Here is a 14890-nt window from a genome sequence, read left to right as displayed (position 1 = left end):
GACGGGCGGGGCCCGGGGCGGGGGTGGGTGGTGACGGGTGAGGCGCGGGCCGCGGTCGCGCCGCGGGTGCTGGCGTGGCGGCCGTCGCCGTACGCGCTGGCCGGCGGCGCGTTCTGGCTGCTGGTCGCGGTGGTGGCCTGGCACACGCCGGTGATGTCGGACTTCGGGCAGCACGCCTCCGCCGTCCAGCGCGTCCGGGACGACCCGTGGCATCCGGCGAACCCGCTGCTGGACGAATCCGGCGCCGGGAGCCCGTACTACTCGCCCTACATCGTCGCGCTGGGGCTGGCCGCCCGCCTGACCGGGGCCGCCGGGTGGGAGGCGGTGCGCTGGGCCGGGCCGCTGAATCTGGCGGTGCTCGTCACGGGCGTCGGCGCCTACGCCCGGACGCTGAGCACGCGCCGCCTCGCGCCGGTGTACGCGCTGCTGGCCTTCACCCTGCTGTGGGGGGTGCAGAGCAAGGAGTGGAGCGGCTTCTGCGGGGTGTGGTCGCTGACCCGCGGGGCCTCGTACCCGAGCACCTTCGCCGTCGGGGCGACCTTTCTGCTGTGGGCCTGGAGCGACCGGCTGGCCCGGCGCGGCGGCTCGTGGTGGCAGCACGCGGGGCTCGGGGCGGCGGGCGGGGCGCTGCTGCTGATCCACCCGATCACGGCGCTGGGCGCGGCCGTCGGCATCGCGGCGACCGTGGCGGGGCGGCAGCGCGGCCGTTCCCGCGCGGTGTGGCTGCGCTGGGGGCTCACCGCGGCGGCGGGGGTCGCGGCCGCGGCGGCGTGGCCGTACTTCGACGTCTTCGCGCTGGCCGGCGACACCACCGTGGACGCGGTGCACCGGCGCCTCTACACCCACCCCTGGCAGTGGTACGGCCTCGCCCTGGCGGGCCTGCCGGCGCTGGCCCTGCGGGCGCGGCGGCGGCTGCGCGACCCGTTGGCCCTGATGTTCGCCGCCGACGCCCTCCTCGCCGGATACGGCTGGGTGAGCGGCCACTACACCTACGGGCGGGTCATCGGGCTGCTGCTCGTCCCCCCGCAGTTCGCGCTCGCGGTGGAAGTCGCGGCCGCGCCGCCGTGGACCCGGCTGCGGGCGGTGCTCGCCCCACTGGCCGCGGCGGCCCTGGGCTTCGCGCTCTTCGCGCAGGCCGGTGCGGTGGTGCCGCAGAGCTGGCTGCCCGTCGCGACCCCGCATCCGGCACGCTGGCCGGACTACCGCTGGGTCGCGGACCGGGTGCCGGTCGGCGACACCGTCCTGACGGACGACACCGTGCCGCTGCACGTGCTGCCCGCCTACGGCCTCTTCCTGGCCGCCCCGACCTGGCCCGACCCGTCCACCCCGGCCGCCGAGCGGGACCGCCGCTGGGCCGACGTCGGCACGTACTTCGCCCGCGGCACCTCCCCCGCCCGCCGCTCGGCGATCGCCCGCCGCTACGGCGCGCGGTGGCTGCTGCTCCCCGCCGGCCGCCCCGCCCCGCGCGGCGTCACCCTGGTCGCGGCCTCCCCGCGCACCGGCGAGCGCCTCTTCCGCATCGCACCGTAGGACCCCCGTCGCCCGGGGGCGCCGGACCGCGCCGGCGCCCCCGGGGCCGGGCTCAGCGGTGCGTGCGCAGCAGCGTCCGGAAGGTGCGCATCGCCACCGACAGGCTCGCCAGGTCGAACTCCTCGGCGCCCTGGATCTCCTCCAGCGTCGTCCGCGCCCGGCCGATCAGGCCCGAATTCTGGTCCTCCCAGGCCTGGTAGCGCTGCTCGGGGGTCTCCACGCCGTTCCCGGCGGACAGCACGTCGGCGGTCAGCGCCGCGTGCGCCGCGAAGAGGTCCTCGCGGATGGCGGCGCGGGCCATCGACTGCCAGCGGTCCGAGCGCGGCAGCAGGATGATCCGGTCGAGCAGCTGGGTGATCTGCAGCCGGTCGGCGAGGTCGAAGTAGACCTCCGCCACGTCCAGCGGCTCCTTGCCGCTGCGGTGCGCGACCTCCACGATGTCCAGCGCCGGGAAGGCCGAGGACAGCCCGGCGACCCGGGTGGCCAGCTCCTCGGGCACCCCGCTGCCGGTCATCTCGCCGTGCACGGTGTCGAACCACTCCAGGTCGGCGCCGCGCAGCAGCTTCGGCAGCTGCGACCAGACCGCGGCCACCCCGTCCTCGAAGTGGTCGATGGTCTCGGCGATCTGCAGCGGCTGCAGCCGGTTGTTGAGCAGCCAGCGGGTGGCGCGCTCGACCAGCCGCCGCGAGTGCAGCCGGATGCGGGTCTGGACCTCGGCGGTCACCCGGTTGTCCAGCGCCTCGACGTCGTCCCAGATCCCGCCGAGCCCGAAGATCGTCCGGGCCGCGGTGTGGGCCCGCACGATCTCCTCGGTGGTCGCGCCGATCTCCTCCCGGAAGCGGTGCAGGAAGGTCGTGCCGGCGGTGTTGATCGTGTCGTTGACCAGCAGCGTGGTGATGATCTCGCGGTGCAGCGCGTGCGCGTCGATCTGCGCGGCGAAGCGCTCGCGCAGCGGCACGGGGAAGTACGCGTGCAGCAGCCCGCGCAGGTAGGGGTCGTCGGGCAGGCCGGTACCGATCAGCTCGTCGGCCGTGGTGATCTTGGCGTAGGCGAGGACCACCGCCATCTCCGGCTCGCTGAGGCCCTGCCCGGCGCCCGCCCGCTCCCGGATCTGCCGGTCGGTGGGCAGGAATTCCAGCGCCCGGTCCAGATGGCCGTCGCGCACCAGCCGCCGGATGAACCGCTGGTGCGCCTGGAGCAGGCTGCCCGCCTGCGCCATGCTGTTGCCGAGCGCGACGTTCTGCGCGTAGTTGTTGCGCAGCACCAGGTTGCCGACCTCGTGCGTCATCTCCGCGAGCAGCGTGTTGCGCTGCTTGACGGTCAGGTCGCCGTCGGTCACCAGACCGTTGAGCAGGATCTTGATGTTGACCTCGTGGTCGGAGGCGTCCACCCCGGCGCTGTTGTCGATCGCGTCGGTGTCGATCCGGCCGCCGGTGCCCTCGGGGCCGCCGGAGCGGGCGAACTCGATCCGGCCCAGCTGGGTGAAGCCCAGGTTGCCGCCCTCGCCGACCACCTTGACCCGCAGGTCCGCGCCGTCGATGCGGATCGCGTCGTTGGCCTTGTCGCCGACGTCGAGCTGACTCTCGGTGGAGGCCTTGACGTACGTGCCGATGCCGCCGTTCCACAGCAGGTCGACGGGGGCCTGGAGGATCGCCTTCATCAGCTCGGCCGGGGTGAGCTTGGGCGCCCCCGGGCCCTTCTCGATCCCGAGCGCCGCCCGCACCGCGGCGCTGACCGGGATGGACTTGGCCGTGCGCGGGTAGACGCCGCCGCCGGTGGAGATGACCGAGGTGTCGTAGTCGGCCCAGCTGGAGCGGGGCAGGTCGAACAGCCGGCGCCGCTCGGCGTAGGAGGTGGCGGCGTCCGGGGTGGGGTCCAGGAAGATGTGCCGGTGGTCGAAGGCGGCGACCAGCCGGATGTGCTCGGACAGCAGCATGCCGTTGCCGAACACGTCACCGGACATGTCGCCGATGCCGACGACCGTGAAGTCCTCCTCCTGGGTGTTGAGGCCCATCTCCCGGAAGTGCCGCTTGACCGACTCCCAGGCGCCGGAGGAGGTGATGGCCATCTTCTTGTGGTCGTAGCCGACCGAGCCGCCGGAGGCGAAGGCGTCGCCGAGCCAGAAGCCGTAGGAGACGGCGACCTCGTTGGCGATGTCGGAGAAGGACGCGGTGCCCTTGTCGGCGGCGACCACCAGGTAGGTGTCGTCGCCGTCGTGCCGCACCACGTTCTGCGGCGGGACGACCTCGCCGGCCACCAGGTTGTCCGTGATGTCGAGCAGGCCGGAGATGAAGGTCCGGTAGCAGTCGATGCCCTCGGCGAGCCACGCGTCGCGGTCGGCGGCCGGGTCGGGCAGCCGCTTGCCGACGAAGCCGCCCTTGGCGCCGACCGGCACGATCACGGTGTTCTTCACCATCTGCGCCTTGACCAGGCCCAGCACCTCGGTGCGGAAGTCCTCCCGGCGGTCGGACCAGCGCAAGCCCCCGCGCGCGACCTTGCCGAAGCGCAGGTGCACGCCCTCGACCCGCGGCGAGTACACCCAGATCTCGTACGCGGGCCGGGGTGCGGGCAGTTCGGGGATGGCCTGCGGGTCGAACTTCATCGACAGGTAGCGGTGCGGCTGCCCGTCGTCGCCGCGCTGGAAGTAGTTGGTGCGCAGCGTCGCCTTGATCAGGCTGAGGAAGGAGCGCAGGATGCGGTCCTCGTCGAGGCTCGCGACCTGGTCGAGCGCGCCGTCCAGCTCCTCCAGGATGCCGTCGGTGAGCTCGCTGCCGGCCCGCTGGTGGTCGGGGGACAGCCGCGCCTGGAAGAGGTTGACCAGCAGCCGGGTGGTGTGGACGTTGGTGCGGAGGGTGTCCTCCATGTAGTCCTGGCTGAAGGTGGACCCGGCCTGCCGCAGGTACTTGGCGTAGGCGCGCAGCACCATCGCCTGCCGCCAGTCCAGGCCCGCGCGCAGCACCAGCGAGTTGAAGCCGTCGTTCTCCGCGCGGTCGGTCCAGGCCGCGGAGAAGGCCTCCTGGAAGCGCTCGCGGGCGTCCTCCCCGAGGTCGCCGAGCGCGGGGTCGAGCCGCAGCCCGAAGTCGTAGACCCACACCCGCGACCCGTCGGAGCGGCGCAGCGCGTAGGGGCGCTCGTCGACCACCTCGACGCCGAGCCGCTGGAGCACCGGCAGCACCGCGGACAGCGACACCGGCGCCCCGGTGCGGTAGATCTTGAAGCGTCGCTCCTCGGGCGCGGCCCCCACCGGCTCGTAGAGGCTGAGGGTGAAGTCGTCCTCGCCGAGGTGCTCGAAGTGCTGGAGGTCGGCGACCGCCACCCGGGGCGGGAAGTCGGCGCGGTAGCCGTCGGGGAAGGCCTGCCCGTAGCGGCGCAGCAGCTCGGCGGCCCGCTCCTCGCCGCACTCGGCGGTCAGCGCCTCGGCGAAGCCGTCGGACCAGGACCTGGTGGCCTCCGACAGCCGGTTCTCGATGTGCTCGACGTCGGAGTCGGTCAGCTCGCGCAGCGAGCCGCCGGGGTCGATGCGGATCACGAAGTGCAGCCGGGACAGAACCGATTCGGTGTTCCAGGCGGTGAAGTCGACGCTGCGGCCGCCCAGTTCCTCCTGGAGGATGTTCGTCAGCCGCAGCCGCACCGCGGTGGTGTAGCGGTCCCGCGGCAGGTAGACCAGCGCGGAGAAGTAGCGGCCGTACTCGTCCTGCCGCAGGAACAGCCGCAGTTTGCGGCGCTCCTGGAGGTAGAGCACGCTGGTGGCGATGGCTTGCAGCGTCCCGGCCGGGGTCTGGAACAGCTCGTCGCGCGGGTAGGTCTCCAGGATCTGGAGCAGGTCGCGGCCGTCGTGGCTGTCGGCGGAGAAGCCGGCGCCCGCCAGCACCTCCTCGACCTTGCGGCGGACCACCGGCACCCGCCGTACCGACTCGGTGTAGGCGGCCGACGAGAACAGCCCCAGGAAGCGCCGCTCGCCGGTGACATTGCCCTCGGCGTCGAACGTCTTCACCCCGACGTAGTCCAGGTACGACGGGCGGTGCACCGTGGAGCGGCTGTTGGCCTTGGTCAGGATGAGCAGCTTGTGCTCCCTGGCCTTGGCCCGGGCGTCGGCGGGCAGCCGGCTGAACGACGGGGAGTTGGGGTGCCCCGGGTGGCCGGGGTGGGTGCTGTCGGCCTGCGGGTGCTGCGGGTCGGAGCGCAGGATGCCCAGGCCCGTCCCCGGCACGGCGACCAGCACGTCCTCGCCGCCGCCGTCCTCGGCGGATTCGGTGATCAGCTCGTACTCGCGGTAGCCGAGGTAGGTGAAGTGGTCGCCGTCGAGCCAGCGCAGCAGCTCCAGCGCGTCGTCGATCTCCTGCTTCGGCAGCGGCGGCGGGCTCGCTGCCAGCTCGTCGGCGATGGACTGCGCGGCCTGCCGCATCTTGGCCCAGTCCTCGACGGACTCCCGCACGTCGGACAGCACCCGGCGCAGGTCGGCGGTGATCTCCTGGAGGTCGGCCCGGTCGGTCTCGCGGTCGATCTCCACATGGATCCAGGACTCGACGAGCACGTCGTGCGGCAGCGCCCCCGCGTCCGGCTCCACCCCGGCGGGGAGGATCTCCAGCAGCTTGCCCGTCAGATCCCGGCGGACGGTGAACTGCGGGTGGACCACCACATGGATCGCGCGGTTGGCCTGCGTCAGCGCGTTGGTCACCGAGTCCACGAGGAAGGGCATGTCGTCGGTGACGACCTCCACGACGGTGTGGCTGCACTGCCACCCGTTCTCCTCCACCGTCGGGGTGTGCACCCGGACGTTCGCGGTGCCCTGCGGGCGTACCTCGGCGAGCCGGTAGTGCGACAGCGCCGCCCCGAAGATGTCGTCCGGATCGCGGTCGACCAGGTCTTCCGGTGCGCTGTGCAGGTAGTACCGCTGGAGGAACGCGCTCAGGGCCTCCGCGTCGAGTCCCTGGCCCGGCAGCCTCCCCTGCTGGCTGTGCTCACCGACCTGCGCCGCCTGCGCCAGCCGCTCGGCCTTGGTTTCGTCCAGCTTGCTCTGCATCTCTTCTGACTCCTGTCGCGCGCCATTGCGTGACGTCGGTTGATGGCACGACGTACCGGTACGCGGGGTTTCCGCTGCGGGACGGCGCTGTGCCGGGAAAGGGGTCGGTCGTGCGCGTCGGCACGAACCCGCCCCTGGAGAACGGATCACCAGTGATCACGGCGTCCAGGCTATCGCTCCGCCCGGGAGGGCTGTCAGGCGACGTCTTCGTACAAATGCACCGGCCACCTTTGGCCCTGATGGACAGAATGGCGCCGTGATCGGGCCCCGACCTGCGGCGATCCGTCAGGAGGCTATTCGCTCGGCGAGCTCGACCGCCTCGGCCAGGGTGTCCGCCACCGGCACCCCGGAGGCCTCCAGGGCCGCTCTGCTGTGCGAGCCGCCGGTGTAGAGCACCGCGTGCGCGCCGGCATGCGCGGCGGCGGCCGCGTCGTCCAGGGCGTCGCCGATCACCACGACCCGGCGCGGGTCGACGTCGCCGAGCGAGCGGAGGTGGCGGACCATCTGCTCGGACTTGCCGGCCGTCGAGGAGTCGGTGCGGCCGTCGACCCGCAGGAAGCGCTCGGTGATGCCGTACGAGGCGACGAACGGCACCAGCTCGGCGTGCGGCGCCCGCGAGCACAGCGACTGCGTCAGCCCCGCCGCCTGCCGTGCGGCGAGCAGTTCCGCGGCGCCCTCGGCGAGGCTGCAGGACTCCGCGAGCCGCCAGTAGTGCCGGTGGAAGGCGCTGTCCATGACCTCCCACTCGGCGTCCGACGGCAGCCGGCCGATCAGCCGCTCGTAGAACCGGGGCACGGGCACGCAGTACAGCTCGCGGTAGCGGTCGAGGGTGATCGGGGACAGGCCGATCTCGGCGAAGGAGGCGTTGGTGGCCTCGATCACCGCGTCGATGTCGTGGAGGAGGGTTCCGTTCCAGTCCCATACGAGATGCGTGCTCATGGAAGGAACCGTACTCGCGTGAGCCCCCGCCCCGTCTCACGGCCTGTGGATAACTCCGCCCGCGGTGCGACGTTCCGAACACCGGCCAGCGGGACGGTCGGACCTCCCGACGTCCGGACTTCCCGACAGTACGACCACCCGCCGACCCGACGGTCGCACGGTACGCACATACGGGTGATCGGCCGCGGGGCGGACCGGCCGTTCACCCGATCAGGTTGGGGATCTCCTGCGTCGCGTACCAGAGCAGCTCGTGGTCCTCGGCGCCGTCCACCGTGAACTGCGCGTCGTCGTCCCCGGCGTCCGCGGCGCCCAGCGCGGCCGCGGCGGCGGACACGTCGCCCTCGGCCTCGTCCGAGTCCAGATGGACGGCCGCCGCGTCGGACAGCGGCACCGGGCGGCCCAGCCGCACCTCGCCCAGCGCGGCCGGGTCCAGCCCGCGGTCGGGGTCGAAGCGCACCGCGGCGTCGGGCACGTCCACGGCGACGACGGTGCGGCGGCGCGGCAGATCGGGGTGGACGGCCAGCAGCCGCAGCGACGCCTGGGCGGCCCTGGTCAGCGCCGCGTACTCCAGTTCCTCTATGTCGTCGGAGACGTACCACTCGCGCAGGCTCGGCGTCACCGCGAAGGCGTCGATGGGCGCGGGCCCCACCTCACCCGCCTTGTACGCCTCGGCGAGTCCCGCAATGGTCGTCGGAATATAGACGCGCATGGCGTGAAGCATACGTGCGCAACCAGCCTGATAGGTGAATTCCGCGGCGGCTTCGCACAGCGCCCGACGCGCTTGCCCGGCCGCCGGAACGCCCCCTAGAACCGGACTACCAGCCGGTAACGATCTTGGGGAGCCACCGTGACGCAGCCACCGCACCAGCCCGCCGCCCCCACCCCGCGCCCTGCCGCCGGAGCACCGCCCCGCAGGCCCCGGGGCGCGGGCGCGGCACCGCCCGGCCGCCGGGACCCGCGCCGCCCCGCCGGACGGCCGCCCGCGGGCCGGGGGCCGGGCGGGGTGCTGCGCCCGCAGTCGCCGCACGACTGGTTCGCCGGCCGCCTGCTGGACGTCCTGACCGGGCGGCAGCCGCTGACGATGCTGGCCGGCAAGGTCCGCGACGAGGCGTACCAGCGGCTGTGGGAGCTGCACGCCCGGCGGGCGGACTGGCGCCCGCGCGGCGCCCGCGGCCGTACCCCTTTCGTGTACCGCTGCTACCCCTTCCGCACCCCCGGCGGGGCACTGGAGGTCTGCGCGGTGGTGTGCCTGGACCAGGACGTCTTCCGCGCGCTGGCCTTCCGGCTGGAGGCCGGCGGCCCGGACGCCGCCACCGGCTACGGGCCCGAGCGCTGGCGCTGCACCGCCGTGGAGGCGGCATGACGCGGCCGGGGGCCGGGCCCCTCGCGGGACCCGGCCCCCGGCCGGCGGTCGTGGCAGCCTCGCGGCTACTTCTTGCGGCGCCGCCCGCCCTTGGCGGCCTTGCGGCGCTCGGCGCGCGTCGTGCCGTCCTCGGCGGCCGGCGCGGCGTCCGCGGGGGCACCGGCGAACTCGCCCTCCACGACACCGCCCTCGCCGTCCACGGACGGCGCGGAGAAGTGCAGCCGGTCGGCGCGCTTGGGCGTCTCCAGGCCCTTGGCGCGGATCTCCGGGCGCTCCTTGGTCAGCGACGGCGCCTCGTCCTGGACGTCGGCCTCCGCGTCGGCCGGCACCGGCACCTCCTCGACCTGCTGCTCGACCTGGACCTCCAGGTTGAACAGGTAGCCGACGGACTCCTCCTTGATGCCGTCCATCATGGCCGTGAACATGTCGAAGCCCTCGCGCTGGTACTCCACCAGCGGGTCGCGCTGCGCCATGGCGCGCAGCCCGATGCCCTCCTGGAGGTAGTCCATCTCGTAGAGGTGCTCGCGCCACTTGCGGTCCAGCACCGACAGCACCACGCGGCGCTCCAGCTCGCGCATGATCTCCTCGGTGAGCGACTTCTCCCGCTCGCCGTACTGCGCGTGGATGTCGTCCTTGACGGCCTCGGCGATGAACTCGGCGGTGATCCCGGCGCGGTCGCCGGCCTCCTCCTCCAGCTCGTCGATGGTCACCTTGGCCGGGTAGAGCTGCTTGAAGGCGCCCCACAGCCGGTCGAGGTCCCAGTCCTCGGCGAAGCCCTCGCTGGTCTCCGCGTCGATGTACGCGTCGATCGTGTCGTCCATGAAGTGCTGCACCTGCTCCTGCAGGTCCTCGCCCTCCAGGACGCGGCGCCGCTCGCCGTAGATGACCTCGCGCTGCCGGTTGAGCACCTCGTCGTACTTCAGGACGTTCTTGCGGATCTCGAAGTTCTGCTGCTCGACCTGCGACTGGGCCGAGGCGATGGCGCGGGTGACCATCTTGTTCTCGATCGGCACGTCGTCGGGCACGTTCGCCATCGACATCACGCGCTCGACCATCTGCGCCTTGAACAGCCGCATCAGGTCGTCGCCCAGCGAGAGGTAGAAGCGGGACTCGCCCGGGTCGCCCTGGCGGCCGGAGCGGCCACGCAGCTGGTTGTCGATACGCCGCGACTCGTGCCGCTCGGTGCCCAGCACGTACAGCCCGCCGAGGTCGACGACCTCCTCGTGCTCGGCCTTGACGGCCTCCTCCGCGCGCTCCAGCGCCGCCGGAAGGGCCGCGGCCCACTCCTCGACGTGCTCGATCGGGTCCAGGCCGCGCTGCCGCAGCTCGGCCTCGGCCAGGTCGTCGGGGTTGCCGCCGAGCTTGATGTCGGTACCGCGGCCGGCCATGTTGGTGGCGACGGTGACCGCGCCCTTGCGGCCGGCCTGCGCGACGATCGACGCCTCACGGTCGTGCTGCTTGGCGTTCAGCACCTCGTGCGGCACCCCGCGCTTGGACAGCTGCGCCGACAGGTACTCGGACTTCTCGACGGACACGGTGCCGACCAGCACCGGCTGGCCCTTCTCGTGCTTCTCGACGATGTCCTCGACCACGGCCGCGAACTTCGCCTCCTCCGTGCGGTAGATCAGGTCCGGGCGGTCGACGCGCGCCACCGGGCGGTGCGTCGGGATCGGCACCACGCCCAGCTTGTAGATCTGGTGGAATTCGGCGGCCTCGGTCATGGCCGTACCGGTCATGCCCGACAGCGTGCTGTAGAGGCGGAAGAAGTTCTGCAGGGTGATCGTGGCGAGCGTCTGGTTCTCGTCCTTGATGTCCACCCCCTCCTTCGCCTCGATCGCCTGGTGCATGCCCTCGTTGTAGCGGCGGCCGGCGAGGATACGGCCGGTGTGCTCGTCGACGATCATGACTTCGCCGTCCATGACGACGTAGTCCTTGTCGTTCTTGTAGAGCTCCTTGGCCTTGATGGCGTTGTTCAGGTAGCCGACGAGCGGGGTGTTGACCGACTCGTAGAGGTTGTCGATGCCCAGCCAGTCCTCGACCTTGGAGACGCCGGACTCGTGGATGGCGACCGTGCGCTTCTTCTCGTCGACGTCGTAGTCGCCGGTCTCCTCCTTGCCGATACCGCCGGCCTCGCCGCGGTTCAGCCGGCGCACCAGGCGCGCGAAGTCGCTGTACCACTTGGTGGCCTGGTCGGCGGGGCCGGAGATGATCAGCGGTGTGCGGGCCTCGTCGACGAGGATCGAGTCGACCTCGTCGACGATCGCGAAGTTGTGGCCGCGCTGGACGAGTTCGTCCTTCGACCAGGCCATGTTGTCGCGCAGGTAGTCGAAGCCGAACTCGTTGTTCGTGCCGTACGTGATGTCGCACGCGTACATCTCGCGGCGCTCGGCCGGCGACTGGTTGGCGAGGATGCAGCCCACCGTGAGGCCGAGGAACTTGTGCACCCGGCCCATCCACTCCGAGTCGCGCTCGGCGAGGTAGTCGTTGACGGTGATCAGGTGCACGCCCTTGCCGGACAGCGCGTTGAGGTACGCGGGCAGGGTGCCGACGAGCGTCTTGCCCTCGCCGGTGCGCATCTCGGCGACAAAGCCCATGTGCAGGGCCGCGCCGCCCATCAACTGCACGTCGTAGTGCCGCTGGCCCAGCACGCGCCGCGAGGCCTCCCGCACCGTGGCGAACGCCTCGGGCATCAGGTCGTCGAGGCTCTCGCCGCCCTCGTACCGCTCCTTGTACTCGTCGGTGAGGGCCCGCAGCTCGGCATCGGAAAGGCTCTCGAAGTCCTCTTCGATGGAATTGACCTGGTCCGCGATGCGGTGCAGTTTGCGCAGGATCTTGCCTTCGCCTGCACGCATGATCTTGGTGATGACGGACACGTAGGCTGGCTCCTTGCCGGTCGGGCCTGGCGCGGTTGCCGCGCTGGGCACAGCAGGGGTTTTGTCTGCCGAGGCCCCGCTGCAACGGCCATCGTAAGCGAGGAGAGCATCGGGCCGGGAGGCCCGGCGGCGGCAAAACGGTTTTCCGCCGCCCCGGCGCCAGCAATACTCGGCCGGGGAGCCGCCTGTACGGCCCGTTTCCCGGGTCCTTTCCGCGAAACCCCCGCCCGTTCGCGGCCCTGCCCCCGACAGAGAGGTGCGTATCCGGCATGCAGTCCGTCACGCTGACCACCGACCGCCTGTACCTGCGCGAACTGGAGCCCGCCGACACCGACGCGGTGTTCGCCGCGTGCCAGGACCCCGAGATCCCCCGCTGGACGAGCGTGCCGTCGCCGTACACCCGCGAACACGCCGCGGAGTTCGTCGAGCGGATCAGCCCGCAGGGCTGGCGGGACGGCACCATGTACAACTTCGGTGTCTTCACCCGCGAGAGCGGCGCCCTGGTCAGCTCCATGGGCCTGGTCAGGCTCGCGCAACTGGGCGCCCCCGTGCACCAGGCGGAGCTCGGCTACTGGACGGTGAAGGAGCAGCGCGGCAAGGGCTACACCGTCGAGGCGGCGCGCGCGGTGTGCCGGTGGGCCTTCGAGGGCCTGGGCGTGGAGCGGCTGGAGTGGTACGCCGAGGCCGGCAACGAGGGCTCGCGGGCGGTCGCGCTGCGGCTCGGCTTCGTCATGGAGGGCACGCAGCGGGCCAAGATCTCCCAGCGCGGCACCCGCCGGGACACCTGGATCGGCGCGCTGCTCCCCTCGGACCTGGGCCTCGCGACGGCGACCCCGTACCTGCCGTACGACCCGGCGCGGCCCGCGGACTGACCCGGCAAGGCCTGCCCGGCAGGCCCGAATCCCGACCAGGGAAGGCGTCGGCGCAGGTCAGGGGCGATTGTCAGTGGCTCCCCCTAGCCTGGCCCCCATGACAGCGCTGCCGCCTCCCCAGCTCTCCCTGTCCGCCGACGAGGCCCGCCGGATCGCCCTGCGCGCCCAGGGATTCCTCGGCGCCCCCGACCGGCGGGCCGGCACCCGCGGCGTGCTGCGCGCGCTCGGGGCCGTGCAGCTGGACACCATCTCGGTGCTGGCCCGCTCGCACGAACTGGTCCCCTACGCGCGGCTGGGCGCGGTCGGCCGGCAGGCGGTGGAGGAGGCCTACTGGTCGGACGACCACGCCTTCGAGTACTGGTCGCACGCCGCGTGCATCCTGCCCGTCGAGGAGTGGCCGCACTTCGCCTTCCGCCGCCGGGCGCGCCGGGCGCGCGGCCACCGCTGGCACGTACTGGCCGACGCCGAGCGCTCCTGCGCCGCCGTCCTGGACCGCCTCAAGGCCGACGGCCCGCTGACGTCGACGGAGCTGGGCGGCGCCAAGAACGGCGGCCCGTGGTGGGACTGGTCGGAGACGAAGATCGCCGTCGAGTGGCTGCTGGACACCGGCGAGGTGGTCTGCACCCGGCGCCGCGGCTGGAAGCGGGTCTACGACCTGGCGGAGCGCGCCGTCCCCGCCGAGCTGCTGCACGACGAGCTGGACGACACCGAGTGCATGCGGCGGCTGGTAGCGCAGGCCGGCGCCGCCATGGGCGTGGCGACCCGCGCCGACCTCGCCGACTACCACCGCCTCAAGGGCGAGCAGGTCGCCGCGGTCATCGACGGTACGGACCTGGTGCCGGTCGAGGTCGAGGGCTGGGGCAAGCCCGCGTGGGCGGATCCGGCGGCGCTCGCGGCCGAACCGCGCGGCCGGCACCGTACGACGCTGCTGTCGCCGTTCGACTCGCTGGTCTGGGACCGGCCGCGGACGGAGCGGATCTTCGGCTTCACCCACCGCCTGGAGGCCTACACCCCCAAGCCGAAGCGGGTGCACGGCTACTTCGCGATGCCGCTGCTGGCGGGCGGGCGGCTGGTGGGCCGGGTCGACCCGGCGCGGGAGGGGAGCACCCTGGTCGCCCGGCAGGTGACGCTGGACGGCCCGAAGGCGGTGCAGCCCGCGGCGGACGCCATCGCCGAGGCGGCGGGATGGGTGGGCTGCGTGGAGGCCCGGGTGGAGCGGGTGCTGCCGGAGACACTGCGCGAGCCGCTGGCCGCCGCCGTGCGGCTCACCCACGACCGCCGCTGAGCCGACCCGGCGCGGGGCGGACCGCCGCCCCGCGGGCGGGGCCGCCCGTCAGCGGATCTCCAGGATCTTCTCCCGCATCGCGTAGACCACGGCCTCCATCCTGGAGTGCAGCTGGAGCTTCTCCAGGATGTTGCGGACGTGGTTCTTCACGGTGTTCTCGCTGATGTACAGCTCCTTGGCGATGTCGCGGTTGTTCAGCCCGGTCGCCACCAGCTTGAGCACCTCCAGCTCCCGGTCGGTCAGCCGGGGCGCCGGCAGCAGCCGCCGCTCGTCGGTGCGCTGGATCATCGACTTGAACTCGGTCAGCAGCTTGGACGCCATCGACGGGCTGATCTGCGACTGCCCGTCCGCCACCGCGCGGATCGCGGTGGCCACCTCGTCGGTGGAGATCTCCTTGAGGAGATAGCCGGTCGCCCCGGCCTTGATCGCCTCGTAGAGGTCGGCTTCCTCGTCGCTTATCGTCAGCATGATGATCTTGGCGCTGGGGGCCACCTCCTTGATGGAGGTGCACGCCTCGATGCCGCCGCGGCGCGGCATGCGCACGTCCATCAGCACGATGTCGGGCAGCAGGTCGGCGGCCTTCTCCACCGCCTCGGCGCCGTCCCCGGCCTCGCCGACGACCTGGATGTCCTCCTCCTGCGCGAGCACGATCTCCAGCCCCCGCCGGAAGAGCGCGTGGTCGTCGACCACCAGGACCCGGATCGGCTCGGCGGGCGCCGGGCCGTCCGCGTCGGGATCGGAGTCGCCACCACCGGCAGCCCGGTGCGCGAATTCCGGCATCAAATCCTCCCCGTCAGACCACAGTTGCCCCACTGCCGGTCCAGCATTTCACGTCCTGGCGCGGCGGTGCCCCAGGGCGAGCCCTGGGGCACCGCCGCGGGGGGGCCGACCGGGGGGGGGCCGCCCCCGCGGGGGCGGGGCCGCCCCGGCACCCGGGCCCGGCCCCCCCCCCCCCCCCCCGCGGCGGCGGGCAAGCCCCCGCCCGGGGGGGTTGTGGGTTTGGGC

General features: G+C 72.6%; 9 protein-coding genes. 4 read left to right on the top strand and 5 right to left on the bottom strand.

All coding sequences use genetic code 11. The features are described 5' to 3' along the window. Positions 1 to 30: 30 nt before the first annotated feature. Positions 31 to 1530, top strand: a complete 1500-nt coding sequence (locus tag ACH4SL_RS08550; RefSeq protein ID WP_398442715.1) for a hypothetical protein — start codon at positions 31 to 33, stop codon at positions 1528 to 1530. 52 nt (positions 1531 to 1582) lie between these two features. Here the strand turns inward: ACH4SL_RS08550 and ACH4SL_RS08545 are convergent, their stop codons facing one another. From ACH4SL_RS08545 to ACH4SL_RS08535, 3 genes are all read right to left on the bottom strand, one after another. After that, on the bottom strand, positions 1583 to 6553 hold the full coding sequence (locus ACH4SL_RS08545; protein ID WP_398442714.1) for an NAD-glutamate dehydrogenase: 4971 nt from the start codon (positions 6551 to 6553) through the stop codon (positions 1583 to 1585). Between the two features lie 285 nt (positions 6554 to 6838). Continuing rightward, complete coding sequence (locus tag ACH4SL_RS08540; RefSeq protein WP_398442713.1) at positions 6839 to 7492, bottom strand: HAD family hydrolase; 654 nt, start codon at positions 7490 to 7492, stop codon at positions 6839 to 6841. Between the two features lie 202 nt (positions 7493 to 7694). Next, on the bottom strand, positions 7695 to 8201 hold the full coding sequence (locus tag ACH4SL_RS08535; protein ID WP_398442712.1) for a DUF6912 family protein: 507 nt from the start codon (positions 8199 to 8201) through the stop codon (positions 7695 to 7697). A gap of 138 nt (positions 8202 to 8339) precedes the next feature. Between ACH4SL_RS08535 and ACH4SL_RS08530 the strand changes: the two genes are divergently transcribed. Beyond that, on the top strand, positions 8340 to 8855 hold the full coding sequence (locus ACH4SL_RS08530) for an Rv3235 family protein (protein WP_398442711.1): 516 nt from the start codon (positions 8340 to 8342) through the stop codon (positions 8853 to 8855). Between the two features lie 65 nt (positions 8856 to 8920). Here the strand turns inward: ACH4SL_RS08530 and secA are convergent, their stop codons facing one another. Then, positions 8921 to 11728, bottom strand: coding sequence for a preprotein translocase subunit SecA (gene secA / locus ACH4SL_RS08525; protein WP_398442710.1), 2808 nt, complete (start codon positions 11726 to 11728; stop codon positions 8921 to 8923). 269 nt (positions 11729 to 11997) lie between these two features. Here secA and ACH4SL_RS08520 point away from each other — a divergent pair, with 269 nt between their 5' ends. Beyond that, the gene (locus ACH4SL_RS08520) at positions 11998 to 12600 is read left to right on the top strand and encodes a GNAT family N-acetyltransferase (protein ID WP_398442709.1); all 603 of its coding nucleotides are present in this window, start codon (positions 11998 to 12000) and stop codon (positions 12598 to 12600) included. Between the two features lie 97 nt (positions 12601 to 12697). After that, complete coding sequence (locus ACH4SL_RS08515) at positions 12698 to 13885, top strand: winged helix-turn-helix domain-containing protein (protein WP_398442708.1); 1188 nt, start codon at positions 12698 to 12700, stop codon at positions 13883 to 13885. Between the two features lie 48 nt (positions 13886 to 13933). Here the strand turns inward: ACH4SL_RS08515 and ACH4SL_RS08510 are convergent, their stop codons facing one another. After that, positions 13934 to 14665 (bottom strand): response regulator, encoded by a 732-nt coding sequence (locus ACH4SL_RS08510; RefSeq protein ID WP_398442707.1) that lies wholly within the window; start codon positions 14663 to 14665, stop codon positions 13934 to 13936. Positions 14666 to 14890 lie beyond the last annotated feature (225 nt).

It is taken from the genome of Streptomyces sp. NPDC021020 (assembly GCF_044333285.1).
Classification (GTDB): domain Bacteria; phylum Actinomycetota; class Actinomycetes; order Streptomycetales; family Streptomycetaceae; genus Actinacidiphila.
Note: the sequence above shows the minus strand (reverse complement) of the source record. Positions and strands in the feature narration are given on the sequence as shown.

Coding starts and splice junctions, on each gene's coding strand:
- ACH4SL_RS08545 (WP_398442714.1), bottom strand. CDS start 6,553: ATGCAGAGCAAGCTGGACGAAACCAAGGCCGAGCGGCTGGCGCAGGCG.
- ACH4SL_RS08510 (WP_398442707.1), bottom strand. CDS start 14,665: ATGCCGGAATTCGCGCACCGGGCTGCCGGTGGTGGCGACTCCGATCCC.
- ACH4SL_RS08535 (WP_398442712.1), bottom strand. CDS start 8,201: ATGCGCGTCTATATTCCGACGACCATTGCGGGACTCGCCGAGGCGTAC.
- ACH4SL_RS08515 (WP_398442708.1), top strand. CDS start 12,698: ATGACAGCGCTGCCGCCTCCCCAGCTCTCCCTGTCCGCCGACGAGGCC.
- ACH4SL_RS08540 (WP_398442713.1), bottom strand. CDS start 7,492: ATGAGCACGCATCTCGTATGGGACTGGAACGGAACCCTCCTCCACGAC.
- ACH4SL_RS08520 (WP_398442709.1), top strand. CDS start 11,998: ATGCAGTCCGTCACGCTGACCACCGACCGCCTGTACCTGCGCGAACTG.